Origin of the sequence: Hymenobacter telluris, from assembly GCF_017313265.1 — a bacterium.
GTDB lineage: Bacteria > Bacteroidota > Bacteroidia > Cytophagales > Hymenobacteraceae > Hymenobacter > Hymenobacter telluris.
This window is the reverse complement of sequence record NZ_JAFLQZ010000010.1, coordinates 17,540-40,362: the sequence shown is the minus strand read 5'-3', so window position 1 is coordinate 40,362 and position 22,823 is coordinate 17,540. Positions and strand designations below refer to the sequence as shown.

The 22,823-nt window shown below is 59.5% G+C and carries 23 protein-coding genes; 13 read left to right on the top strand and 10 right to left on the bottom strand.

Annotated elements, in window-relative coordinates; all coding sequences use genetic code 11:
* The first annotated feature begins 40 nt into the window (after window positions 1-40).
* From J0X19_RS14940 to J0X19_RS14925, 4 genes are all read left to right on the top strand, one after another.
* Window positions 41-484: a DUF4174 domain-containing protein gene (locus J0X19_RS14940; protein WP_206985187.1), complete on the top strand. Its 444-nt coding sequence runs from the start codon at window positions 41-43 to the stop codon at window positions 482-484.
* Between the two features lie 44 nt (window positions 485-528).
* Window positions 529-1,257 (top strand): DUF2461 domain-containing protein, encoded by a 729-nt coding sequence (locus J0X19_RS14935; RefSeq protein WP_206985186.1) that lies wholly within the window; start codon window positions 529-531, stop codon window positions 1,255-1,257.
* A 27-nt stretch (window positions 1,258-1,284) separates the two neighbouring features.
* A complete protein-coding gene (locus tag J0X19_RS14930; RefSeq protein ID WP_206985185.1) occupies window positions 1,285-2,454 on the top strand; it encodes an NAD(P)/FAD-dependent oxidoreductase in 1,170 nt (389 codons plus the stop codon).
* Window positions 2,455-2,643: 189 nt separating this feature from the next.
* Window positions 2,644-3,414 carry a J domain-containing protein gene (locus J0X19_RS14925; protein ID WP_206985184.1) on the top strand — a complete coding sequence of 257 codons (771 nt, stop codon included), beginning with the start codon at window positions 2,644-2,646 and terminating at the stop codon, window positions 3,412-3,414.
* Between the two features lie 159 nt (window positions 3,415-3,573).
* Here J0X19_RS14925 and J0X19_RS14920 read toward each other — a convergent pair whose 3' ends face one another.
* Entirely contained in the window at window positions 3,574-4,365 is a 792-nt protein-coding gene (locus tag J0X19_RS14920; protein ID WP_206985183.1) for an SDR family NAD(P)-dependent oxidoreductase, read from the bottom strand.
* Between the two features lie 171 nt (window positions 4,366-4,536).
* Between J0X19_RS14920 and J0X19_RS14915 the strand changes: the two genes are divergently transcribed.
* Both J0X19_RS14915 and J0X19_RS14910 read left to right on the top strand, forming a co-directional pair.
* The gene (locus J0X19_RS14915) at window positions 4,537-5,025 is read left to right on the top strand and encodes an ankyrin repeat domain-containing protein (RefSeq protein ID WP_206985182.1); all 489 of its coding nucleotides are present in this window, start codon (window positions 4,537-4,539) and stop codon (window positions 5,023-5,025) included.
* 48 nt (window positions 5,026-5,073) lie between these two features.
* Entirely contained in the window at window positions 5,074-5,481 is a 408-nt protein-coding gene (locus tag J0X19_RS14910; RefSeq protein WP_206985181.1) for a DoxX family protein, read from the top strand.
* Between the two features lie 100 nt (window positions 5,482-5,581).
* On the opposite strand, the gene J0X19_RS14905 is transcribed toward J0X19_RS14910, so the two are convergent.
* From J0X19_RS14905 to J0X19_RS14890, 4 genes are all read right to left on the bottom strand, one after another.
* Window positions 5,582-5,869 carry a hypothetical protein gene (locus J0X19_RS14905; RefSeq protein WP_206985180.1) on the bottom strand — a complete coding sequence of 96 codons (288 nt, stop codon included), beginning with the start codon at window positions 5,867-5,869 and terminating at the stop codon, window positions 5,582-5,584.
* 64 nt (window positions 5,870-5,933) lie between these two features.
* Window positions 5,934-6,350, bottom strand: coding sequence for a DoxX family protein (locus tag J0X19_RS14900; protein WP_206985179.1), 417 nt, complete (start codon window positions 6,348-6,350; stop codon window positions 5,934-5,936).
* Between the two features lie 101 nt (window positions 6,351-6,451).
* Window positions 6,452-7,204 carry a DUF1349 domain-containing protein gene (locus J0X19_RS14895; protein WP_206985178.1) on the bottom strand — a complete coding sequence of 251 codons (753 nt, stop codon included), beginning with the start codon at window positions 7,202-7,204 and terminating at the stop codon, window positions 6,452-6,454.
* A gap of 217 nt (window positions 7,205-7,421) precedes the next feature.
* The gene (locus J0X19_RS14890; RefSeq protein ID WP_206985177.1) at window positions 7,422-8,162 is read right to left on the bottom strand and encodes an HAD family hydrolase; all 741 of its coding nucleotides are present in this window, start codon (window positions 8,160-8,162) and stop codon (window positions 7,422-7,424) included.
* Window positions 8,163-8,645: 483 nt separating this feature from the next.
* On the opposite strand from J0X19_RS14890, the gene J0X19_RS14885 reads away from it, so the two are divergent.
* From J0X19_RS14885 to J0X19_RS14875, 3 genes are all read left to right on the top strand, one after another.
* Window positions 8,646-9,131, top strand: a complete 486-nt coding sequence (locus J0X19_RS14885) for a hypothetical protein (protein WP_206985176.1) — start codon at window positions 8,646-8,648, stop codon at window positions 9,129-9,131.
* A gap of 315 nt (window positions 9,132-9,446) precedes the next feature.
* Complete coding sequence (locus tag J0X19_RS14880) at window positions 9,447-10,574, top strand: adenylate/guanylate cyclase domain-containing protein (protein ID WP_206985175.1); 1,128 nt, start codon at window positions 9,447-9,449, stop codon at window positions 10,572-10,574.
* Window positions 10,534-11,661: an MBL fold metallo-hydrolase gene (locus J0X19_RS14875; RefSeq protein WP_206985174.1), complete on the top strand. Its 1,128-nt coding sequence runs from the start codon at window positions 10,534-10,536 to the stop codon at window positions 11,659-11,661. The genes J0X19_RS14880 and J0X19_RS14875 overlap by 41 nt, the downstream gene beginning before the upstream one ends.
* A 217-nt stretch (window positions 11,662-11,878) precedes the next feature.
* On the opposite strand, the gene J0X19_RS14870 is transcribed toward J0X19_RS14875, so the two are convergent.
* The 4 genes from J0X19_RS14870 to J0X19_RS14855 form a co-directional block, all read right to left on the bottom strand.
* Window positions 11,879-12,313, bottom strand: a complete 435-nt coding sequence (locus J0X19_RS14870; protein ID WP_206985173.1) for a hypothetical protein — start codon at window positions 12,311-12,313, stop codon at window positions 11,879-11,881.
* A 79-nt stretch (window positions 12,314-12,392) separates the two neighbouring features.
* Window positions 12,393-13,799 carry a Fic family protein gene (locus J0X19_RS14865; RefSeq protein WP_206985172.1) on the bottom strand — a complete coding sequence of 469 codons (1,407 nt, stop codon included), beginning with the start codon at window positions 13,797-13,799 and terminating at the stop codon, window positions 12,393-12,395.
* 30 nt (window positions 13,800-13,829) lie between these two features.
* The gene (scpA, locus tag J0X19_RS14860) at window positions 13,830-16,091 is read right to left on the bottom strand and encodes a methylmalonyl-CoA mutase (RefSeq protein WP_206985171.1); all 2,262 of its coding nucleotides are present in this window, start codon (window positions 16,089-16,091) and stop codon (window positions 13,830-13,832) included.
* A gap of 195 nt (window positions 16,092-16,286) precedes the next feature.
* Window positions 16,287-18,071, bottom strand: coding sequence for a methylmalonyl-CoA mutase family protein (locus J0X19_RS14855; protein ID WP_206985170.1), 1,785 nt, complete (start codon window positions 18,069-18,071; stop codon window positions 16,287-16,289).
* 307 nt (window positions 18,072-18,378) lie between these two features.
* Between J0X19_RS14855 and J0X19_RS14850 the strand changes: the two genes are divergently transcribed.
* The 4 genes from J0X19_RS14850 to dnaA all read left to right on the top strand — a co-directional run bounded on the left by J0X19_RS14850 (window position 18,379) and on the right by dnaA (window position 22,079).
* Entirely contained in the window at window positions 18,379-19,143 is a 765-nt protein-coding gene (locus J0X19_RS14850; RefSeq protein ID WP_206985169.1) for a 5'-nucleotidase C-terminal domain-containing protein, read from the top strand.
* A gap of 15 nt (window positions 19,144-19,158) precedes the next feature.
* Window positions 19,159-19,488 carry a barstar family protein gene (locus J0X19_RS14845; RefSeq protein WP_206985168.1) on the top strand — a complete coding sequence of 110 codons (330 nt, stop codon included), beginning with the start codon at window positions 19,159-19,161 and terminating at the stop codon, window positions 19,486-19,488.
* 20 nt (window positions 19,489-19,508) lie between these two features.
* A complete protein-coding gene (locus J0X19_RS14840) occupies window positions 19,509-20,432 on the top strand; it encodes a bifunctional metallophosphatase/5'-nucleotidase (protein WP_206985167.1) in 924 nt (307 codons plus the stop codon).
* 153 nt (window positions 20,433-20,585) lie between these two features.
* Window positions 20,586-22,079, top strand: coding sequence for a chromosomal replication initiator protein DnaA (gene dnaA, locus J0X19_RS14835; protein ID WP_206985166.1), 1,494 nt, complete (start codon window positions 20,586-20,588; stop codon window positions 22,077-22,079).
* Window positions 22,080-22,267: 188 nt separating this feature from the next.
* Here the strand turns inward: dnaA and J0X19_RS14830 are convergent, their stop codons facing one another.
* Entirely contained in the window at window positions 22,268-22,759 is a 492-nt protein-coding gene (locus J0X19_RS14830; RefSeq protein ID WP_206985165.1) for a hypothetical protein, read from the bottom strand.
* Window positions 22,760-22,823 lie beyond the last annotated feature (64 nt).

Sequence of the window (22,823 nt, the reverse complement as noted above, 5' to 3'; positions counted from 1 at the left end):
GCTATACACCTTTTCACTCTGCACCACGAATTCCCTCCATATGCGTTTCACTCCTTTATGCTGGCTGCTGGTAGTTGGTGGCTTATTGCTGGCGGCTACGGTTCAGGCTCAAACCAAGCCTGCTCAACGGTCATTGGCTGCTCTCCTGAAAGCCAGCCGCTGGCAGAAGCGGGTATTGCTGCTGTGCGCACCCACCGCCACCGATGCCGCCCTGCTCCGTCAGCGGCAACTGCTGGCTCCGGCGCGCCCCGACCTCGACGCGCGCGACCTGCTGGTGCATGAGGTACTGCTCGATAACCTCTCGGTGGCCGATAAGAAGTACGTAACCGAAACCTTGCGCACTTCCGGCACCGGGTTTACGGTGCTACTCATTGGGAAAGATGGCGGGGTGAAGCGCCGCGAAACCGAGCCGGTAACGCCAGGCTCGTTGTTTAAAACCATCGACGTAATGCCGATGCGGCAGCAGGAAATGCGGAAAAATTAAAAATTGCTGCCAGCTGAATTGCTGGTTGTTATGGAGGCAGAGCCATGCCTTCTCGACAAATCAACAAGCAGCTGTTCATCAATCAACAGTCAACAATCAGCAATCCATCTGTGAACACCTCTCACCTATTTGACTTCCTCTCCGAGCTTACGCTGCACAACGACCGGGAGTGGTTTCAAACGCACAAAGCCACCTACGACCAGCTGCGGCAGGATTTCGAAGCGGCCGTGGGGCGCTGGCTGAAACAGCTGGCTACGCAAGACCCCGCGTTGGCAGGGCTGGAAGCCAAGAAGTGCATCTTCCGCATCTACCGCGACGTGCGTTTCGCTAAAGACAAGCGGCCTTATAAAACGCATTTCAGCGCTTATTTCTCGGCGGGGGGCAAGGCCGGCAACGGGCCGGGCTACTACGTGCAGCTGGGCCCCAACGGGCAGACGTTGCTGGCCGGTGGCCTCTACGAACCTGAAAAGGAGCAGCTGGCCCGCATCCGCCAGGAAATCGACTACAACGGGGAGGCATTGCATGCGTTGCTCGATGCGCCCGGCTTCCGAAAATATTTCGATGGTATGGCGGGCGACAAACTCAAGAAAGCTCCCGCCGGCTACCCCACCGACCACCCCGACATCGAGTTGCTCAAGCACAAAAGCTTCGTGGTGAGCCATGTCGTGCCCGACGCCACCGCCCGCCAGCTCGACCTGGATACCTATGTGCCCGCTGCTTTCCAAGCTATGCAGCCGTTCTGCGCGTATTTGCAGGAGGCCATCGACGGGTAAAAACCTGGGCGGGTAGTACCTTCGTTTGTGTCCGTTGCGCCTGTTACGTACGACGTAGTTATTGTAGGGGCCGGGCCGGCGGGGGCGGCCTGTGCGTTGGCGCTGCGCCACAGCGGGTTGCGGGTAGCCCTGCTAGACAAAGGCCAATTCCCGCGCGACAAAATCTGCGGTGATGCCATTCCCAGTCCTACCCTCAAGCACCTCGCCCGCCTAAGTCCCGCCTACGCTGCCGAACTGCACGAGCTGCTAACCCCGCACCGCGCCGATACCACCCATAGCCGCCTGCTGGCTCCCAATGGCCGTGAGCTACTCATCAAGTGGCACAAGCCCGCATTCAATAGCCCGCGCCTGCATTTCGATGATGCGCTGCTGACGCTGGTGCGCCGCCACACTACCACGGAAATTCTGGAAGGCTATACCGTCCGGGACCTGCTGCCTGATGCGGCGGGCATCACGCTTGTGCCGGCGGTAGGCGCGCAGCCGCCAGTGCGCGCCGGCCTCGTTATTGGCTGCGACGGGGCTAATTCAGTGGTGGCGCGCCACCTGATGCCCCAGGCCCGGCTGAACCGGGCGCACCATTGCGCAGCCGTGCGGACGTACTACCGCGGGGTAGCGGAGGCCCCCGAGCATACCTCCGACTTCTATTTTCTGCGCGAATACCAAGCGGGCTACTGCTGGGTGTTTCCGGTGGGCGGCGGGGTATACAACGTGGGCTTCGGGGTGCTGTCGGAGGAAGTAGCTGCCCGCCGGCTTGATTTAAAGCACGAGTTGCGCGAGTTGCTGGCTACGCACCCACACCTGGCCCCACGTTTCACCCAGGCCGAAGCGCTTACGCCCATCACCGGGTTTGGGCTGCCGCTGGGTGGTTCGGGCCGGGCGGTGCATGGCACCCGGGTGCTGCTGTGTGGTGATGCCGCCGCCCTCATCGACCCGCTGCAAGGCCACGGCATCGATAAAGCAGTACACAGCGGTATTCTGGCGGCCCAACAGGCGCAACGGTGCTTCCGGGCCCAGCACTTCGAGGCCGACTATCTGGCCCGCTATGCCCAGGAAGTGCAGCGCCTGATTGGCCGCGAGCTGACGCAACGCTATCACCTGATGCGGTTTTTGGCGGGCAAAGCATGGCTGGTAAACCTAGCCGTAGGAGCTGCCCGCTGGTCTTGGCTGCGGCGGCAGTTAGTGCGGGCAGTAGGCTGAGAATAAGTGTGCTAGTGGGCACGAAGCCGGATGGTAGCGCGTTGTTATAAGTAGGTGAGTACCAAGGCCGGTTGGAGTAGCTGCCGGTGTGGTTTGCTTGCTAGCTACACGGCGGCGCGTAGTTGCGCCGTGGCCTGCCGTTTGGTATATTCAGCAGGCACTATGCCAGTTGCCCGTCAGCTTTATATTATGCCGAATCACTTACAGAATTACTATACCGTGCTGGGCGTGCCGCATACGGCTACCCTAGCCGAAATAGAGCAAGCCTACCGCCGCATGCACGCCCGCATGCACCGTCGCGCCGCCGTAGACCCTGCCCAGAATGCCCGACTTCAGGATGCCTATGAGGGTTTTCAGATTCTGGCCGACCCGCGCCGCCGCTGGGCCTACGACCGGCTTTTGCAGCAAGAACCCGAGTCTTTCGCGCCGCCCGTGCGCCCCCCCGACCCCACCAAGCTGATACTGGCCCGCGCCGCACCTACGGCCCGCTGGGTGAATTGGGTGCTGCTGGCCTGCTGCCTGTTGTTTGCCTTAGATTGGGGCTTGCCCCTGCGCGAGTTTGCCAACGAAGAAGTGCTAAGCCGCCAGATTGTATCGGTGGGCTCATCGGCCGCCAACCCCCAAATGGCCTACGACATTGCAACCACCAACACCAAGTTTCGGCTGCCTAGCGCCATTGCGCCCCGCGCCCGCGAAGGCCAGCGCCTAACGGTGTGGCAAACGCCTTTGCTGCGGGTGGTGCGCCAGGTTAGTTCGCCAGCTTCCCCCGACGGAGCGGCTCCGTTTCAGCCTTACGGCGGTGGCCTGTATAGTGGCCCGATGGCCCTGCTGCCGGTTGCGCTGCTGGGCGTATCGGTGGTGGGGGTGCTGCCCCGGCGGCCTCCCGAGGTGCGCGTGAATACCGCCGTAGTAGGCGTGCTGCTGTGGGTGGTGGCTGTGGTGCTGTTGCTGATATTTTAAAGGCCAGCCCGTGAAATGCAAAGCCCCGGCGCTGAAACGTTCAGCGCCGGGGCTTTGCATTTCACGGGCTGGCTCCAACGAAAGCAGATACGTTAGGCTCCCCCTCTCTTTTGGAGAGGGGGCCGGGGGGGAGGTTGCCCGCCAGAACGATCCAACTTTTTAGCCGATGCTCCGGATAACACCGCCATCTACCCGCACGGAGGCGCCGTTGGTGGCAGAGGCGAGTGGGCTGGCCAGGTAGGCTACCATGCTGGCTACCTCGTCGGTAGTAGCAAAGCGCTGGAGCAGGGAAGAGGGGCGGGCTTGCTGGAAGAAGTCCTTTTCGGCTTCCTCCTTGCTCTTGCCCTCGGCCGACATCTTGCCGATAAACTCTTCCACGCCCTCCGATGCCGTGGGGCCCGGCAGCACCGAGTTGACCGTAACAGCCGTGCCTTTGGTGAGTTCGGCCAGGCCGCGGGCTACGGCCAGCTGGGCGGTTTTGGTGGTGCCGTAGTGAATCATTTCCTCCGGAATCTGGAGGGCCGACTCGCTGGAGATGAACAGGATGCGGCCCCAGTTCTGCTTTAGCATCAGCGGGAAATACTGGCGCGAAAGCCGCACGCCGCTCAGCACGTTCACTTCGAAAAACCGTACCCAGTCTTCATCCGGAATTTCTACGAACGGCTTGGGGTCGAAGATGCCCACGTTGTTGACCAGAATATCCACCGTCGGTACTTCGCGCAGCAGGTTGCCAACTTCCTCGGCTTTGCCGAAATCAACGGCCACGCCGCGTACTTGGGCGCCGGGCGTCTCGGCAAGGATGGCAGTGCGGGCTTCGCTGATGCGCGCCTCGGTGCGGCCGGTTAAGATTACCTCGGCGCCCTCGGCGGCCAACCGGCGCGCAATGGCCAGCCCGATGCCGGCCGTAGACCCTGTGACTAACGCTACTTTGTTGGTGAGTTGCAAATCCATGAAGCAGGAATGGAAAGAGTGAAACACAGCCTAAACCTGCCAGCGTTGGATTTGTCTGTATAAGGCCGCCGTTTGTTGGCCGCACGGCCGGGCTTTAAGGCAAGAATCAATCAATTTTGCCGGCCGGCCGTATTATCCGCGAAGCTTAACCGAATTTCACCTGCTGACCTCATGGATTTCACTTCTTCCCGTCCCGAAGACCTCTTGTTTGATGCCGCCCGCCGCGGCGACGTAGCCACCATCAGCGCCCTACTGGCCGAAGGCACCGACGTAAACACCCAAGACGGCCGCGGCTACACGGCCCTGATTCTGGCCGCCTACGACAACCACATCGAGGCCGTGCGGGTGCTGCTGGAAGCCGGCGCCGACCCCAACCGCCACGATGCCAGCGGCAACACCGCCCTGATGGGCGTCAGCTTCAAAGGCTACCCCGAAATTGCCCAGCTCCTCATCGACAACGGCGCCGACCTGAACGCCCGCAACGGCAACGAAGGCACGGCCCTGATGTTCGCCACGCTGTTTGGCCGCCACAACATTGTGCCGGTGCTGCTTGAGGCCGGCGCCGATACCACCCTGCGCGACGTGCGCGGCCTTTCGGCCCGCGACCTGGCCGTGCAGCAAGGCAACGAAGAAGCTCTGAAAGTGCTGCCGCCGCAGTAACACCGTGCGTTGCGTATTATTTCCAGAAACCACTTAGCCCCCGTACCCATGAATGATTCCGTTGCTCGTTTCGCGCCTCATGCCTTTGCCATTCTGCGCATTGTGGTAGGCGTATTGTTCGCCATGCATGGCAGCCAGAAACTGTTTGGTACCCCCGGCGACAAGCCGCCGGTAGAGCTGGCTTCCTTGATGGGAGTGGCCGGTATCATTGAGTTTGTGGGTGGGCTGCTGATTGCCGTGGGCTTTCTGACTCGTCCTGCCGCGTTTTTATCTAGCGGCACTATGGCCGTGGCTTACTTTATGGCCCACGGATTTCAACACCCGTTGCCTATCATCAACCAAGGCGAACTGGCAGTGGTGTACTGCTTTGTGTTCCTCTACATCTGGGCGCACGGCGCCGGTATCTGGAGCCTTGATAGTATGCTGGGCCGCAACCGCGCGGCAGTGGCCGTGTAGCGCCCGTCGAGCGGCTGCTCTTATCAAGTAGGTTTTATAGCAAAGGCCCGGCAACTTGCCGGGCCTTTTGCGTGCTGGGTGTTCAACTAACGGCTGGTTTTCAGCTCAGGGGCTGCCAGGTTACGTCGGCTACGGCGGCGGTGTTGGTGGAGAGGTATTGTTCGTAGAGCTGTTGGGCGGGGCCTTGTTCCGGCTCACTCCCATCGGATTGCAAGACCAGCAGTAGGTCGTTGGGGGCTAGGCGTAGCCGCTGCATCAACTGCTGGCGCAGGTCAGGTGGGGTGTTCGGCAAACCGTCCTGTAGTTTCACCACCGTCACCAACTGGCCGTCTTGCTGGATTTGGGCATACACGCCGGCGGGGCCCGTAGAAAAAGTATCTGCACTCATGGGGAAGAGGATTGGCTGGAACTATCTGGGATTCGCAAGGCCGTCACTGGTGTGCTGGTGAGTTCTATTGCCGGCGTTTGGTGGGCCAGGCGCCGGTGCACCACAGCGCCCAGCCCATCAGCACAGGCTGAAAAAACAGCCGGGCCAGCCGCTTCTCATCCGAGTCGAGGCCAAAGGCGCTTATGTGGTGGGTGTACTGGTGCACGTTGCCGGGAAACACCATGCCAAAGAAGGCTGCCAGCCCTTGCCCCATCAGCTTTTTGCGGCGCTTGGCCAGCAGCAACGACACCCCCAGCCCAATTTCCACCACCCCCGACAACAGCACTACCGTGTCTTTATTGAGCGGCACCCAATCGGGTACTTGGGCCTGAAAATCTTTCCGCACGAAAGTGAGGTGCCCGGTGCCGGCCGTTACCATAAAGGTGCCCAGCACAACGCGGCCAAGGTCTTGCAGGGTGGTCGTCTTGGTGTCGTATTGCATAGCTGGATGGCGAGGAATGGCCCCGCTACTCCGGCATACGCTCAAACTCGAAAACCGGGTACATTGGCTCTGGTTGTTGGGAAGCAGCCCAGCCCTAGCTGCTAGACGCCCCGGCGGAAATCCTTGATGCTGGTTTGCGTGAGCGTGCAGCTCTCAAACCGGGCACTGGTGCCTTTTCCTACCGGCGCCTGGGTGCTCACGCCCAGCCAGATGGTGGCGGGATACTCGTTTTTGTAGAGGCGGGCCAGTTCCCAGTTGCGGCCATCGAGCGAGTAGTAAAAGCCGATGGTCTTGGTGTCGGACGAAATTTTCAGGAACACGTTCTTCTGCTTCACCAAGTCGTGGTTGTTGTCGTCGGAGGTGCCGATGGTGCGTACGCTCACAATACGGGTGCGGGCCAGTTCGTCGCGCTCAAAGCAGAACTTCTGCCACAGCTTAGGGTTCAGGTACACGTAAAGCACCCCGGCATCATACATATCTAGGAACTCGGGCGTGACGTTGGCCGTGAGGGTGAAGGGCTGGCGGTTGTTTACTTCCGTGAGCAGGACTGGGGCGGTGTTATTGGTGAGCTTGCCGTCGGGGTCGTTGAAATTGTCGCGCTTGGCGTCGCTGCGGAGTGTGAGGCGGCCGGCAGCCACCGTTGCGTTCTGGGCCGCGCCGTTGAGGGAGTGGGTGAACGTGAGGCCTGCTACCTGCACGTTGCACGCCTCGCCCGGCGCGGCAGTGGCCGTTGCGCTGCTGTCGGCGGGCGCGGCGGCGGATTGGCCGGCGGTGGTAGTGGCCGTGGAGGGCGCGGAGTTGCAGCCGGCAAGCACAGCTAGCGCGAGGGGCAAAACGTAGCAGAAACGCATCATGGTAGGGAGGGATTTGGAAGGTGGAAGCTAGGAATATTGTTGCCGACTACCAGGCTGTGTGGACTTTTAGTAGATAAGGCCGTCATGCAAAGGCGCAGCCGAAGCATCTCGCGTGCTAACATCAGGATTACTGTTGCAATATCAGCGTGCGAGATGCTTCGGCTGCGCCTCTGCATGACGTTCTGTTTGTTTATAGTTCTCTCATCAGCAAGCCCAATTACTGCTGGCCCGTAATTGCCAGCAACGTAGCCGCCAACGGCTCCAGGCTGGTTATTTCCTCGACGTGGGGTAGCGGCCGGGTAGCGCCAAACCGGTTCAGCCACAGCGGCCGAATGCCTGCCTCCAAGGCTCCAATTACATCAGCCGTCCAGTTGTCGCCCACCATGACGGTTTCGGGGGCGCGGCTTTGCAGGCGCTCCAGCGCTACCTGGTAGATGTGCGGGTTGGGCTTAGGCACGCCCACGTCTTCGGAGGTAATCAGGGCATCTATCAGGTGCGTCATGCCCAGTTGGGCCAGCTTTTCCTGTTGCTCGGCGGTGCGGTTATTGGTCACGATGCCAATGCGGTAGTGCGGTTTCAGGGCGTGCAGCAGCTCCAAGGCACCGGGTACTGGCCGGCGCAGGCGCTGGTAGCTGCCGTAGTGCTGTACCACAAATAGGTCGAGTTCATCGAGCGTGGTAGCATAGCCGTAGGGTGCCAGTAGCCGCTGAAACCGCAGGCGGCGCGCTTCTACAGGAGTGAACTCGCCGGCCAGCACCCGCGGGTGGATTTCCTCCAGAATTTCGCTGTATTGCTGGTAGAGCACTTCCAGGTCCACGGCCTGAAACTCGGGCAGGCCCGTGGTGCTGTTGGCCAGGGCCGCCCGCGCCGTATTGGCGTGGTCGAAGAGCGTATCGTCTAAATCGAAGAGGATGGTGGTTGGGCGAGGGAAGGGCAAGGATGTGGGGAGTGGCAGCATGGGGTAGGGAGCGGAACAGCGGCAGAAACCCACCGAAGCGGAATTGCCGGGGGCAAACACCAGCAACAAGCGCCCCAAAGATGATACTTGTAGCAGTTTAACAAACGGTATACGTGCCGGTTCGGCGGCTTCTTCAGCCGGCGGGCCAGTCACCGCCTGCACGGCACAGGGTATGAAACAACGGGCGCTTACTTCTGCCGGCCCGCCGGCTAAAAAAGCCGCCGGGCCGGCCGGGGCCAGCCGCTACACCGCTCGTGAAACTGCTATATAAACGCGCGGGCTGCTTGCGGCGCCACTGTATCGTGTGGATCCTGGGCCGCCAGGCGCACGACCGGGCGAATAGGTTGGGCAATCCGTCGATTCTAATAGGAGTTTGATAGAGCGGCAGCGGCTGTGGTGGGAGTCCGGCATTGGGTTTGAATAGAGGGAATCAGGACGCAACGTTCCACCCACCATTCGACATCAACTTCAAACTCTGTTATCATGAAAAAGCAACTCTTCAGTTTCGCCCTCTTGCTCAGCCTCGGTACTTCGTTTGCTAGCTCATCTTTCGCCGCCACTACGGCCGCCATCGGCCAGGAGCAGCGCCAGGACCGGGACCATGACAAAGGCCGCAAAGGCGACAAGAAAGGTCAGCGCGGCGCCCAGCACCAGCAGCGCCGCCTCGACCAGATGGCCAAAGACCTCGACCTCAGCAGCAAAGACAAAGCGAAAGTCGAAAAGATATTCCAGGAGCAACAGCAGCAGATGCAGGCCCTGCGCAGCCGCTCCAGCTCTGCCGACCGTAGCCAGGCCATGGCCGAGCGCAAACGCATCCAGGAAAGCACCGACAAAAAGCTGAAAGATGTGCTGTCGAAAAAGCAGTACGCGCAGTTTGAAGCCAAGCGCCAGGAGCGCCAGCGCCAGATGGCCGACCGCCACAACGACCGGCGCGGCAACGACCGTCGCGACGCCAGCCGCCGCAGTTAAGCCCGCTCATCTTACGTAAGCAACCCGCCTTTTCCGGCTTCGGAGGGGGCGGGTTGTTGCGTTTGGGGGTTAAAGCTAGAAGTTTAGTTCCCCTCCTCAGCTGAGGAGGGGTTAGGGGTGGTTGAAAAACCAGAGCTAAAACTAGTTGTCGTTCAACGGCAGGTCAACCACCCCTAGCCCCTCCTCATCCGAGGAGGGGAACTAGCTTTTTAGTTTTCTAAACAGCTTATGTATCCTCGGTGTAAAGTATTTCGGGTATCATTCCGTTATTAGAGAGTAGCAGCGCGTGTGTTCCGCTGCTATTTGCTTTCATCTATGCCGCCTGTTAGTGCTACTGCTGCCCGCCGGGCTCGTTTCTGGGCTGCGCGCCGCCATACGCTCCAAATCATTGGTAGCATTGGCGTTGTGTTTGTGGGCGTGCTCGAAGCCATGGCGCTGCTGCTGTGGGTGCCGCGCCAGGCGCTGTTCCCGTTGGCCCTAGTGGGCTTGCCGATTGGGCTGGCGCTGGGCGTGCTGGAAGCCGTGGTGTTTCCGGCGCTGGTGCAGCGCGTGAACCTGCGCGTGGCAACCCTGCTGCAAGGCGTTGCGCATTTGCTGCTGCTGGGCGTGCTCTACGGCGCCTTTCTGTGGGTGACGTACCTGCTCGACCTGCATCAGCTGTGGCTGCCGCCCACCGGCAAAACGCCAGGACTGGTACAGAACGTGCTGCGGGTGGCCATTATCTATCTGTTTGCGGGCTCCATGACCACGCTGGTGCGCCAGCTGCTGCTACGCATGGACCGGCAGCGCCTCATGCAGCTGCTGGCCGGCCATTACCAGCAGCCCGTCAGTGAGGACCGGATTTTCCTGTTCGTGGACTTAAAAGGCTCAACCCGCTTGGCCGAAACCCTGGGCAACGACCGATACAGCCGCTTCGTGCGCGACTTTTTCGCCGACGCCAGCGTGGCCATTGCCACCACCCGCGGCGAGGTGTACCAATACGTCGGCGACGAGGTGGTGGTGACCTGGCCGGCTAAGTTGGGCGTGTCGCATGCCAACGTGCTGCACTGCTTTTTCGAGATGCAGCACCGTATTGAGGAGCGGCAAAGCTACTACCTGCGCAAGTACGGCGTGGTGCCCGAATTCAAGGCCGGGGCGCACGGCGGGCCGGTTACCACGGTGCTGGTGGGCGCGGCGCACCGGGAGCTGGTCTACCACGGCGACGTGCTCAATACCACCGCCCGCATTCAGGCTCAATGCAACGCGTTGGGCAGCAAATTCCTCGTTTCCGACAGCCTGTACCGCCAATTGGGCGCGCAGCCGGAATATCAGTTCACGCACCTCGGCAACCACCAATTGCGCGGCAAGGCCGGCGCTACCGAACTGGTTGACGTACAGGAAAAGGCATTTTACCAACCCCTTCATGCGCAAACCCTTGAGAGTACTTGGCCGGCTGGTAATTAGCTTGCTGGCCGTGTTGCTGGTGGCCGGCGTGGCCTTCGCCAACCTCAGCCCCGAGCTGGGCGGCAAGCCCACCAAAGCCCAACGCGCCGCTTACGCGAAAACCGGCCGCTACCTGGACGGCGAATTCCAGAACCTAGTGCCTACCACCCTAATGACCGGCGAAGGCAGCATGTTCGGTACGCTGTGGCGCTTCCTGTTCGATAAGCTCCCCGACGCCGACCCGCCCGGCCCATTGCCCACCCAGCCCCTCGATTCGCTGAGTATCACGCGCAAAACCCCCGAGTTGGTACGCGTAACGTGGTTCGGGCACTCGGCCAGCCTCGTGGAAATAGCCGGCCAGAACATCCTGCTCGACCCCATGCTCAGCGTGAAGATGGGGCCGCTGTCCTGGGTGACGCCCAAGCGCTACAACCCCTCGTTGGCCATCACCCCCGAGCAGCTGCCGCACATTGCCGCCGTGCTCATTTCCCACGACCACTACGACCACCTCGACTACAAAACCATCCGGACTATCAAGGATAAAGTGGCCCATTTCTACGTGCCGCTGGGTGTGGGCGCGCACCTGCTGGCCTGGGGCGTAGCGCCCGAGAAGGTGCAGGAGCTGGACTGGAACGACTCGGTGCAGCTGCCCGGCCTGACTGTTGTGAGCACCCCGGCCCGCCACTTTTCCGGCCGTGGCCTCACCAACCGCAACTCCACGTCCTGGAGCTCCTGGGTGCTGAAAACGCCCACCAAGCGCGTCTTCTACAGCGGCGACGGGGGCTACGCGCCGCACTTCGCCGCCATCGGCCAGCAGCACGGCCCCTTCGACCTGGCCCTGATGGAGTGCGGCCAATACGACGCGCAATGGGCCCAGATTCATATGCTGCCCGAGCAAAGCGTGCAAGCCGCCCTCGACGTGCGGGCGCGGGTGATGCTGCCGGTGCATTGGGGCGCTTTCACCGAAGCCCACCACGCCTGGAACGAATCGGTGAAGCGCGCCACGGCCGCCGCGGCCCTCAAGTTTCTGCCCATCACCACGCCCGAACTCGGCCAGCCCATCACCCTCGGCGCCGGCCCACTCCCCCAGGCCCGGTGGTGGGAGTAAGCAGTAAAGGGTTTGTAAGAACGATGTAGAGACGCGACACTTCGCGTCTCGGCGTTGCTGGCATCTACACTTATTCAGGCGCCTACTACCCCTCATCTGTCATCCTGAGCTTGCGAAGGACCTTATCACGCTAGAACAAGTCGTTTTCACGCTTGCCGTTCATGTGTGACAGGGTCCTTCGCAAGCTCAGGATGACAGGCGGGGAGTATCCATTCCACTACAGAATAGTAGCCACATCAAGCGTCACCTGTTCCGCCACAGAGCCCGGTAGCCGCGTACGGCCTAGCAACTCGGCCAGCGGCGCCGGCAACTCGTGCAACAGCAGCGGCCGAAGCGGCCGGGCCACCAAGTGGTAGCGCGTATCGGCGCGCTCGTGCAGGCGGGTTTTCTCGAACGAGAACAGCCCGCGCCGGGCGTAGCGGGCAAAGCTCTGGTAGCTGCTGGCTTCTTCCGCGCCATTCACTACTTCCGCCACCTCCAGTTCCGGCCGCGTCAGGAAATGCTGGTGCAGCTCCAGCAGCACCTCCTGCGAAGCCGCCACCGACTCCGGCAGTACCCCGCCGCCGGATGCTACGTGCAGGATATGGCCGCTGCTGTCCGTAGCAAACCAGTCAATGTCAGCGTCTTCTTGGTCGAAGTTGGTAATTTGCATATTGAATGCGGAGGTGTAATATTATTTTATTATTATATGAAATAGGAGAGACAAGGATGTATGTTGCGAATGACGATTTTTATTTAACTACTTCGTCATCCTCGATAATTTTTGTCTTTATGTACTCATACAGCTTTGTGATGATATTGTAATTAATGTTATGAATCTCTTCATGATTATAGCTGTCCAAGTAGATTGAACTAAAAACGCCTTCGCTCCAAAAACTGCTTAGTGTGGTTGTTTCATAGTCAGTTACGATTGCAGCCCTTACCTTGAAATGGTCTAACTTAAACTCAAACACCACAAGTATTCCGGCATCAAATCCGTTGCTAAGTTGCCGAAAATGGTACCATCGTTTTGAAAAACTTATGAATTCTATGGTATCGTTTCTGGATGTTGTGGCGTATTCTAATTTTTTCTTAAAGCTGGTCAAGTCATTATTCTCTTGAATTGTAGATGGTTTGGATACCGCTGAGGTTATATATCCAACGTATGATTTATTTATAAAAAAATCATCAAATTTTTCGCTCTGCAAAATTAAATCATCAAGCCATATCTCTATTAATAAATTATACGCCTTGTCCTCTTGATAAGTCTCATCCCAGAGCAATTTAATGCTTTCATTACGTGTTAATACTTGCTTTTTTAGTAGCGCTAGTTTCTTATCCAAATCATCTGGTTCATCTATTGATTCATCTTTAGCAGCGCGAATCATGAGGTGCAGAGATGATACTACATTCTCACTGATAAAGCGGAAGAATGGCTCTATCTCACCTGCATCGGCTTCGGCTAGGGCCGCCAGATAGCGGTTGCGGTCCGTAGCTTTGATAACAGTCATGGGGTAACCGCTACGCATCAGAATCAAATTCATCAGCAGGCGCGACATGCGGCCGTTGCCGTCATCGAAGGGATGAATGCGCACGAAACGGTAGTGAAACTCGGCGGCCAGCGCTACGGGGTGTAAGGTGGCTTGTTCAGTCTTTTGGCGGTACCAGTCCACGAGATCCGTCATTTTGCCGGGTGTTTCTTCGGGGCTGGCGAAGTAGAATATTTCGCCGGTTGCTGTCTGCACGTTGTTGGGGCCAGATTTGTAGCGGCCCGGCTGAATGTGCTTGCGGGTCGGCTGGCCGTCGGGCGTTTGCGCCGGTACGTCGTAGCCTTCGCCCAACAACACTTCGTGCATTCCCCGAATGAATTGCTCGGTTAAGGGGCGTTCGTCCCGCACAATATCTTCCAGCCAAAGCACCGCTTCGTTGTGTCCTTTTATATCCAGATGGTCGCGGATGGGTTTGCCAGCGGCGGTGAGGCCGTGTAGCAGGAGTGAGCGGGTTTCGCCGAGCGTTAGGGAGTTGCCTTCAATAGCGTTGGAATTGTAATTCCAGTCCAAACGAAACTTCTGCAAGATGCGTGCCTCTTGATCCGGCGAGAGAGGGCGCAACTCGTCTAACTCCTTTTTCAATAGGTCTACTTCTGCGAACAGCGACATACAACGCGGCTTAATTGGTTAGGCTTACGCTTACTCTTCCCCCAACTTCTCCAATATCTCCTGTGCCGCTACGGCAATGACCGTTCCCGGACCATACACGCCAGCTACGCCAGAGTTGTAGAGGAAATCGTAGTCCTGGGCGGGGATAACGCCGCCGGCAATGACGAGGATGTCTTCGCGGCCGAGCTGCTGTAGCTCCTGGATGAGCTGCGGAATCAGGGTTTTGTGGCCGGCGGCGAGGCTGCTCACGCCCACTACGTGCACGTCGTTTTCTGCCGCCTGGCGGGCTACCTCGTCGGGGGTTTGGAAGAGGGGGGCAATGTCTACGTCGAAGCCCACGTCGGCGAAGGAGGTGGCAATGATTTTCGAGCCCCGGTCGTGGCCGTCCTGGCCCATTTTGGCCACCATCATGCGGGGGCGGCGGCCTTCTTTGGCGGCGAAGTCGTCGGCCGCTTGGCGGGCCTTGGCAAATTCTGCGTCGTAGTCCATTTCCTGCGAGTAAACGCCCGATACCGTGCGGATGGTGGCTTGGTGGCGGCCGTACACCGCTTCCAGCGCATCCGAAATTTCGCCGAGGGTGGCGCGCAAGCGGGCGGCCTGCACGGCCAGGGCCAGAAGGTTGTTCTGAGCCGGGGCCTCACCCCCTAGCCCCCTCTCCGAAAGAGAGGGGGAACTAGCTTCTAATTTTATAGAGCTAGAATCTATAGCTAGTTCCCCCTCTCTTTCGGAGAGGGGGCTAGGGGGTGAGGCCCCCGCCCGCGCCGCCTCGGTCAAGGCCGCCAGGGCGGCTTGCACGGCGGCGTTGTCGCGCTCCGCTTTTAGGGTGTTGAGGCGCGCAATCTGCGACTCGCGCACGGCGGCGTTGTCGATGTCGAGGATTTCGATTTGCGTTTCTTGGGCCTGCTGCTCCGGGGTGAGGCGGTAGCGGTTTACGCCCACAATCACCTCCTTGCCCGAGTCGATGCGGGCCTGCTTGCGGGCCGAGGCTTCCTCGATGCGCAGCTTGGGCAACCCGGTTTCAATGGCCTTGGCCATGCCGCCCAGCTCTTCCACTTCCTGAATCAGCGCCCAGGCTTTGTTGGCCAGCTCGTGGGTGAGGGTTTCCACGTAGTAAGAGCCGCCCCAGGGGTCCACCACGCGGGTGATGTCGGTTTCGTGCTGGAGGTAGAGCTGGGTGTTGCGGGCAATGCGGGCCGAGAAGTCGGTGGGCAGGGCAATGGCCTCGTCGAGGGCGTTGGTGTGCAGGCTTTGAGTGCCACCCAGCGCGGCGGCCAGCGCCTCAATGGCGGTGCGGGCCACGTTGTTGAACGGGTCCTGCTCGGTGAGCGAGTAGCCCGAGGTTTGGCAGTGCGTGCGCAACGCCAGGCTCTTGGGGTTCTGCGGCTCGAACTGCTTGAGCAGCTTGGCCCACAGCAACCGGCCCGCCCGCAGCTTGGCAATTTCCATGAAGTGGTTCATGCCAATGGCCCAGAAAAACGACAGCCGCGGCGCAAACTGGTCGATGGTCATGCCCGCCGCCAAACCCGCCCGCACGTACTCCAGGCCATCGGCCAGGGTGTAGGCCAGCTCCAGGTCGGCAGTGGCGCCAGCCTCCTGCATGTGGTAGCCCGAAATGCTGATGCTGTTGAACTTGGGCATGTGCTGCGCCGTGTAAGCGAAGATGTCGGCAATGATGCGCATGCTCGGCTGCGGCGGATAGATGTAGGTGTTGCGCACCATGAACTCCTTCAGAATATCGTTCTGAATGGTGCCTGCCAGCTTATCCGGTGTCACGCCCTGTTCCTCGGCCGCCACTATATAAAAGGCCATAATGGGCAGCACCGCCCCGTTCATGGTCATGCTCACCGACATCTGGTCCAGCGGAATCTGGTCGAACAGAATCTTCATGTCCTCCACCGAGTCAATTGCCACGCCGGCCTTGCCCACGTCGCCCACCACCCGCGGGTGGTCGGAATCGTAGCCGCGGTGCGTAGCCAGGTCAAACGCCACCGACAGGCCTTTTTGCCCGCCCGCCAGGTTGCGGCGGTAGAAGGCGTTGCTTTCCTCGGCCGTGCTGAAGCCCGCGTACTGCCGCACAGTCCAGGGGTTTTGCACGTACATAGTAGGGTAGGGGCCCCGCAAATACGGCGCCTGCCCCGCCCCAAACCCCAGATGGTCGAGCCCGACTACATCGTCGGCCGTGTAGTGGCTCTTGAGTTGAATGCCCTCGGGCGTGGTTGCAGCGGCTTCTGCCACCGGCGTTTCGGGCAGCGGCGCGGCGTTATAGGCAATCTGGGAGAAGTCGGGTTTCATCGGTGGGGAGGTGATGAGAATGGGGCAATAAGGCAAATTTCTAAAAACTAGCTCCCCTCCTCAGATGAGGAGGGGTTGGGGGTGGTTGAAAAGTTAGAATTAGAAACTAGAACTAGTTAGTCGTCCTACGATCAGTCAACCACCCCCAGCCCCTCCTCATCTGAGGAGGGGAGCTAGTTCTAGTCACCTCGCACTTCATTTCCCTTGCAACCGGGCCAGCACATCCTCGGTGCTGTAGCCTTGCACGGTGAATTCCTGGAAGCCAAACACGCGCACGGCTTCCTGCATGGTAACCAGGTCGGCAGTAAGCAGCACGGGCGGCACAAACGTGCTGTCGTCTTGCGCAATACGCAGGATATAGCGCGAGAATTGGCCGAACTGCTCGGGCGTGGCATACATCAGCGTGGCTTCTTCGGGCGACGAAAACAGCACCGACAACGTACCCGCCGGGTGCGCCTCGTGCATGGCCGGCTGCTCCTGACCCGGCAGCAACCTTAGAAACGACTCCTGAATCAGCTGGTTGGTGTGCGCCCCGAGCAGCACCACGGCCGCCCGCTTCTTGCGTTTCTCGCGCCGCTCGAAGTGCAGGCTGGTCGCCAGCCGCAGCACCTCCGACGGGTACGTGGCCCGCGTCGAGTCGAACTCCCGGCTCCGCAGCAGCTTCTTGGGGTTGAAATCAAACTGCTCCCGCGTGTTCTGGAAACGGTTGGTGCCCACTACCACCTGCTCGCCGGTGGCAATGCGCCGAAACTGGGCCTGGGCAGCGGTGTGGAGTTCCTGCATCACCTTGCCCACCGCCTTGGGCAGGCCGCCTTCCAGCTCGATCTGCTGAAACAGCGCCCACGCCTCCTGGGCCAGCGTATCAGTCAGGGTTTCCAGGTAGTACGAGCCCGCCGCGGCATCCTGCACCTGCCCCAAACCCGCTTCCTCGCGCAGTAGCACCGACAGGTTGCGGGCCAATCGGTCGGAAAACTCGTTGGGGTCGTGAAACAGACTGTCGAAGGGCCGGATGCTGAGTACGTCGGCGCCGCCGAGCACGGCACTCATAGCCTCGGTGGTAGCCCGCAGCAGGTTGGTGTGGGCATCCAGCGTGGTTTGGCTCCAGGAAGAAGTTTCGGCCAGGATAGACAATTGGGCGGTTTCCGCTGGCAGTTCGTAGGCGTGCAGCAGCGTCGTCCAGAGCTGCCGCAATGCCCGCAGCTTGGCAATTTCAAAAAAGTAGTTCGGGTTGACGGCCACGTGCACCCGCAGCGCGGCGGCTACCTCCGCAGTTGTCAAAGTATCGGTTGGTAGGTCGCTCAGGTAGGCGGCGGCGGCAGCCAGCGTAAAGGCAATCTGCTGGGTAACGGTGCCGCCCCGGTTGCCGAAAAAGGCCGCATTCAGCGTCAGGCCCTGAAAATCGGGCATCGAGCGAGTCAGCATCAGCACTTCCCGCAGCTCCTGCAACTGCCCCTTCAGGTCGGGCAAATGGTCGGTGATGGGGTCGAATTGCAGAAAACCGCGCAGCTTGGTGGTGCCAGTAGCCAGCAGCCGCTGCACGAAACTTGCCGGCGCGGCCGTGAGCGAGTAGCCAATGTAGGTGGTATCGAGGGGCAAGCGGGCGTGCAGGAAGTCCACGTCGAAGGCGGTGGTATCCGCCAGCACAAAGTGGGCTCCGTCGGCGCCGCGCGCCAGGGCATCGGTGGCCCGCATAATGGCCGCGCGGCCTTTTTCTCCGGCTGCCACCGCGTAGCTGGGCACGTTGCGCCACGCAGTGGTAGAAGCAGCTGGCCGAAGTTGTGGGGTCGGAACGTTGGGCAACGCCGCCAGGGCTTCGCGGTGGTAGAACGGCTCCAGCGTGAAGCCATCCGGCGTGAGCCAGCGTAGGGTAGCCGGGTCGGCGCCTTTCAGGTCACGGGCAATGCGCGCCTGCCAGGCCTCCGCGCTCAGGGGTTCAAACTCGGAAAAGGAAACAGACACGGGGCGCGGCGTATCAGACATAAGAAAACGTGGGAAGGAGGCTGGAAGCGGAAACGGCTAAAGATACCAGTCGGGCGGGAAACGGGGCATCAGAAAACCCAGGAGGCTGCAAGAGTGCAGGCTCTACTCTGCCTAGAGCCTGCACTGAGAATGAACTTCCGTCTCCTCGCCATCCTTTACGGCTTAGCTGAAAAATTGTCCGGCAGAAGCCACCAAGCCCCACTTTACGAATGCCAACTTTCCCACAACCGGCCCGGACTTTGGAGCGTGCTCCCGCCGAACCGCTCGTATGAGTTACCTTTGTAGTCCGTTCCTTTAGTTTTCTGCCATGCACCTGTTTCCTTCGCGTCTGGCGGCGCTAAGCCTGCTCACCGCTCTAGCCTTCTCAACGGCTTGCCAGCGTGGTACCTACGTAGCCAAGCCACAGCTGGCGCCCGTTACGGCCCAGCCCGTCACCCCGACGCTCCCCGACGACGCTACGGCCGTGGCCACCATTGCGCCGTACCGCCAGCGCGTCACCGAGCAAATGGCTATGGTACTGGGCACAGCGCCAGTTGCCATTACCAAGAACTCGGGCGAGTCGCCGCTGGCCAACTTTGTGGCCGACTTGCAGCGCACCCGCGCCAGCCGCGAAATGGGTACGCCCATTGATTTGGGCGTGATGACCAACGGCGGCCTGCGGGCTCCTTTGCCGGCTGGCCCCATCACCATGGGCTCGGTATTTGAACTGATGCCGTTTGAAAACGAGCTAGTCGTGCTGGATGCTTCCGGCGAAGTGGTGCAGCATCTTTTCGATTATGCGGCCCGCGTGAAAATGGCAGTTTCCGGCGCTACCTACACTGCCACGCCCGACGGCAAAGCCACGGCCATCCTTATCAACGGCCAACTGTTCAACCCCGCCCAAGACCGGCTATATACCATTGCCATTTCCGATTACCTGGCTGGCGGCGGCGACCAACTAACGTTCTTCAAAGCCATCAAGCCCCGCGACACCGGCGTGCTATTGCGCACCGCCATCGTCGAGCAGATTCAGGAGCTCAACAAGCAAGGCAAGCCAATAGAAGCCCGCGTAGAAGGTCGGGTGAAATTCTGATATGCAAAGTAGCGAATGGTGGTTGTTATTGATGCTCGTCAGATTACGGATCATGTCTCCTTTCATACTGTTTTCGCACAAGCTTTTGGCTTCCCAGAATTCTATGGTAAAAACATGGAAGCCTGGATTGATTGTATGAGCTATCTAGACCAGTCAACAGCCAGAATGACTACAGTGCACTGTGAAGCAGGTAGTGCTGTGACGTTGCGTTTAGATTACGCTGCCGATTTTCTTGAAAGATTGCCGATGATCTTTCAAGATCTTATAGAATGCTCTGCATTCGTTAACTGGCGAAGAGCAGTTAATAATATGCCTGGCATTCTTATTCTGGCTTATCACAACTAGTAAATCGAAAAATTAACAACGTGAATCGTCGCGAATTTCTTAAGCATACTGGAGTTGGGGCTGCCAGCGTAAGCCTGCTGGGGCTGAGCGTGCCGGCAGTGGCCGAAACCAAAGCCGACCGGCTGGTGATTCTGCATACCAACGACATGCACTCCCGCATCGAGCCGTTTCCGGCCAATGCCGCACAGTACGCCGGTATGGGCGGCATGGCGCACCGGGCCAGCCTCATCAAGCAGATTCGGGCGCAGGAGCCACACGTGCTGCTCCTCGATTCCGGCGACATCTGGCAGGGCACGCCGTACTTCAACTTCTTCATGGGCGAGCTGGAATACAAGCTCATGAGCGAGATGCAGTACGACGCCAGCACCCTCGGCAACCACGACTTCGACAATGGCTTGGAAGGCTTGCAGAAGCAGCTGCCCAATGCCACCTTCCCCTTCCTGATTGCCAACTACGACTTCTCGAATACCATTCTGGCCGGTCGTTTTCAGCCGTATAAGGTGTTCGAGAAGGCCGGCCACCGCATCGGCGTGTTTGGGCTGGGCATAGAAATGGCCGGGCTGGTAGCCGATAAAAACTTCGGTGCCACCAAGTACCTCGACCCCATTGCCACCGCCAACCAAACGGTAGCCAAGCTGCGCGGTTCCGAAAAATGCGACCTGGTTATCTGCCTTTCGCACTTGGGCTACAAGTATGCCAGCGCCAAAATCGACGACTTCAAGCTGGCCGCCGGTGCCCCCGGCATCGACCTCATTCTGGGCGGCCACACCCATACTTTCCTCGACAAGCCCGATGTGGTAGCCGGCCCCAACGGCCACCAGACCCTCATCAACCAGGTGGGCTGGTCGGGCATCAACCTGGGCCGCCTCGACTATACGTTTGAGCGCGGCACCCGCCGCCCAACCGTGGCAATGGCTGGCGTAGTGCCCGTACGCGCCGCCTGATAAAAGCTCGACAAATGCAAGTGGAAAAAGGGTTTTTTGTCTCCTGAGTTTTCCACATTTTTGTCTCCCTTTATAAAAAACGGGCCTTTCTGAGGCCCGTTCGCGCCTCCTCTATTCTGCCCACGCACCTGCTGCTTTTGTTGTAACTACTTGATGTTGAAGGATTGCCATACGGTCTGGGCCAACTGCCTTCGCGTCATCCAAGCTACCATTGGTGAGCAGAGCTTCCGCACGTGGTTTCTACCCATTGTGCCGGTGGCGTTGCAAAACAACGTGCTTATCATTCAGGTGCCGAGCACCTATTTCTACGAGTTTCTGGAGGAGCACTACGTAGAAGAATTGAAGCGGGCTATTCACCAAGAGCTGGGCCCGGAAGGCCGCCTGGAGTACAGCATTGTGGTGGACCAAGGCAACAGCCAAAACCAGCCCCGCACCCTCAACCTGCCCACCACCCGCAAGGCCGCTGGCCCCGCGCCGGTAGCCACGCCCGCCGCTGCACTGGCCGCCGGCCCTATGTCGTCGTCGGCGCGCAATGTGGCCGCGGCAGCAGCGGCTCCGATGGCACCTGCTACGCTCCGCAACCCCTTCGAGGCCAGCAAGGCCGTGGATCGGCACTACTTGCACTCACAGCTGAATGGCAGCTACACGTTCGAGAACTACATCGAGGGTGACTGTAACCGGCTGTCGCGCTCGGCGGGGTTGGCCGTGGCCAACAAGCCCGGTACTACCAGCTTCAACCCGCTGATGATTTATGGCGGCGTAGGGCTTGGCAAAACGCACTTGGTGCAGGCCATCGGCAACCACATCAAGGCCAGCAATTCCGACAAGTTCGTGCTGTACGTGTCGGCCGAGAAGTTCACCAACCAGTTCATTGAAAGCCTGCGGGCCAATGCGGTGCAGGACTTCGCCAACTTCTACTTACTGGTGGATATTCTAATTCTCGACGACGTGCAGTTTCTGTCGGGCAAGGACAAGACGCAGGAGATGTTCTTCCACATCTTCAACCACTTGCACCAAGCCGGTAAGCAGATTGTGATGACTTCCGACCGGCCCCCGCGCGACCTGGTGGGCTTGGAAGACCGGCTGCTTTCCCGCTTCAAGTGGGGCCTCACCGCCGACTTGCAAAGCCCCGACTTCGAGACGCGCATGGCCATCATCCAAAACAAAATGCAGCAGGATGGCATCGACATCCCGCCGCAAGTGGTGGAATACCTGGCGCACTCGGTCAATACCAACGTGCGGGAACTGGAAGGCGTACTGATTTCACTGGTGGCGCAAAGTAGCCTCAACCGCCGCGAAATTGACCTGGAAATGGCCAAGCAGGCGCTCCGGCACATCATCGAGGAAGTGGAGGCCGAGGTCAACATCGACTTCATTCAGAAAACCTGCGCCGAGTATTTCAGCGTGCCGTTGGATCTACTGAAGGCCAAAACCCGCAAAAAGGAAGTGGTAACGGCGCGGCAGGTAGCCATGTATTTTGCCAAGGAGCACACCACCCACTCACTCAAAAGCATCGGTCACCACTTCGGCGGCCGCGACCATAGTACCGTCATTCACTCCGTACAAACCGTGTCGGACCTGATTGATTCCGATAAGGCGTTCCGCGGCCAGATTGTAGAGTTGCGCAAGAAATTCGCAGGTAAGTAAGCACCTTGTAGCGCGGAAATCCGTTCCGCGACGAGCGAAGCGAGTTCCTACGCGTTGGTGCGTTACCAAACACTCGCTCCGCTCGTCGCGAAACAGATTTTCGCGTTACATTTTTCGTGTAAAACAACGCCCCGCACTGCTGTTGCAATGCGGGGCGTTGTTTTGCTTCGGGTGATACCGTTGCCGGTTTAGGTGGCGCTGCCTTCCTGAAATGGAATCTGGTATTGGTTGGCGAAGGCGCGGAGTTGCTCCATGAGCAGGCGGCGGCGCTTCCGGCCCCGCACTTCTCGCAGGCTTAGGGCATACGTGCCTTCCTCTCTGGTGTGCAGGCGTATCTGCCGGGGTACTAGTTCCAGGCGGGTGATATTCTCGGCCGCAAACACCTGCTTCGGCCGGAACAAACCGCCTTTGTGTACGATGTAGCCCGGCGTGAATTCCAGGTAGCTCTGGGTGCCAAACACCGGCGCATTGTGTACCAACACGTAGCCGATATAAATCAAGCTGAAAATCAGGAAGACGTAATGCAGAAAATGCATGTCGTTCAGGCCACTGTCGGTGACAATCAGGGCCAGTGTGTACCCTACCCAGACAATGCCGAAGAACATCTGCCCCCAAAACGGGATGCGCGACGTGTTGGCGGGTTGGAGACGGATGCGGGTAGAAGTAGAAGCTGAGGGCATAGCGGCGTAAATGGTCGCAACAAAGGGCAAAGAAAGCGAAAAACCGGCAACGCGGAGGGCGAAG

What these genes read in the sequence shown, in the direction of transcription:
- J0X19_RS14940 (WP_206985187.1), top strand. Translation starts at nt 41, where the DNA reads ATGCGTTTCACTCCTTTATGCTGGCTGCTGGTAGTTGGTGGCTTATTG.
- J0X19_RS14935 (WP_206985186.1), top strand. Translation starts at nt 529, where the DNA reads ATGCCTTCTCGACAAATCAACAAGCAGCTGTTCATCAATCAACAGTCA.
- J0X19_RS14925 (WP_206985184.1), top strand. Translation starts at nt 2,644, where the DNA reads ATGCCGAATCACTTACAGAATTACTATACCGTGCTGGGCGTGCCGCAT.
- J0X19_RS14920 (WP_206985183.1), bottom strand. Translation starts at nt 4,365, where the DNA reads ATGGATTTGCAACTCACCAACAAAGTAGCGTTAGTCACAGGGTCTACG.
- J0X19_RS14915 (WP_206985182.1), top strand. Translation starts at nt 4,537, where the DNA reads ATGGATTTCACTTCTTCCCGTCCCGAAGACCTCTTGTTTGATGCCGCC.
- J0X19_RS14910 (WP_206985181.1), top strand. Translation starts at nt 5,074, where the DNA reads ATGAATGATTCCGTTGCTCGTTTCGCGCCTCATGCCTTTGCCATTCTG.
- J0X19_RS14905 (WP_206985180.1), bottom strand. Translation starts at nt 5,869, where the DNA reads ATGAGTGCAGATACTTTTTCTACGGGCCCCGCCGGCGTGTATGCCCAA.
- J0X19_RS14900 (WP_206985179.1), bottom strand. Translation starts at nt 6,350, where the DNA reads ATGCAATACGACACCAAGACGACCACCCTGCAAGACCTTGGCCGCGTT.
- J0X19_RS14895 (WP_206985178.1), bottom strand. Translation starts at nt 7,204, where the DNA reads ATGATGCGTTTCTGCTACGTTTTGCCCCTCGCGCTAGCTGTGCTTGCC.
- J0X19_RS14890 (WP_206985177.1), bottom strand. Translation starts at nt 8,162, where the DNA reads ATGCTGCCACTCCCCACATCCTTGCCCTTCCCTCGCCCAACCACCATC.
- J0X19_RS14885 (WP_206985176.1), top strand. Translation starts at nt 8,646, where the DNA reads ATGAAAAAGCAACTCTTCAGTTTCGCCCTCTTGCTCAGCCTCGGTACT.
- J0X19_RS14880 (WP_206985175.1), top strand. Translation starts at nt 9,447, where the DNA reads ATGCCGCCTGTTAGTGCTACTGCTGCCCGCCGGGCTCGTTTCTGGGCT.
- J0X19_RS14875 (WP_206985174.1), top strand. Translation starts at nt 10,534, where the DNA reads ATGCGCAAACCCTTGAGAGTACTTGGCCGGCTGGTAATTAGCTTGCTG.
- J0X19_RS14870 (WP_206985173.1), bottom strand. Translation starts at nt 12,313, where the DNA reads ATGCAAATTACCAACTTCGACCAAGAAGACGCTGACATTGACTGGTTT.
- J0X19_RS14865 (WP_206985172.1), bottom strand. Translation starts at nt 13,799, where the DNA reads ATGTCGCTGTTCGCAGAAGTAGACCTATTGAAAAAGGAGTTAGACGAG.
- scpA (WP_206985171.1), bottom strand. Translation starts at nt 16,091, where the DNA reads ATGAAACCCGACTTCTCCCAGATTGCCTATAACGCCGCGCCGCTGCCC.
- J0X19_RS14855 (WP_206985170.1), bottom strand. Translation starts at nt 18,071, where the DNA reads ATGTCTGATACGCCGCGCCCCGTGTCTGTTTCCTTTTCCGAGTTTGAA.
- J0X19_RS14850 (WP_206985169.1), top strand. Translation starts at nt 18,379, where the DNA reads ATGCACCTGTTTCCTTCGCGTCTGGCGGCGCTAAGCCTGCTCACCGCT.
- J0X19_RS14845 (WP_206985168.1), top strand. Translation starts at nt 19,159, where the DNA reads ATGGTGGTTGTTATTGATGCTCGTCAGATTACGGATCATGTCTCCTTT.
- dnaA (WP_206985166.1), top strand. Translation starts at nt 20,586, where the DNA reads ATGTTGAAGGATTGCCATACGGTCTGGGCCAACTGCCTTCGCGTCATC.
- J0X19_RS14830 (WP_206985165.1), bottom strand. Translation starts at nt 22,759, where the DNA reads ATGCCCTCAGCTTCTACTTCTACCCGCATCCGTCTCCAACCCGCCAAC.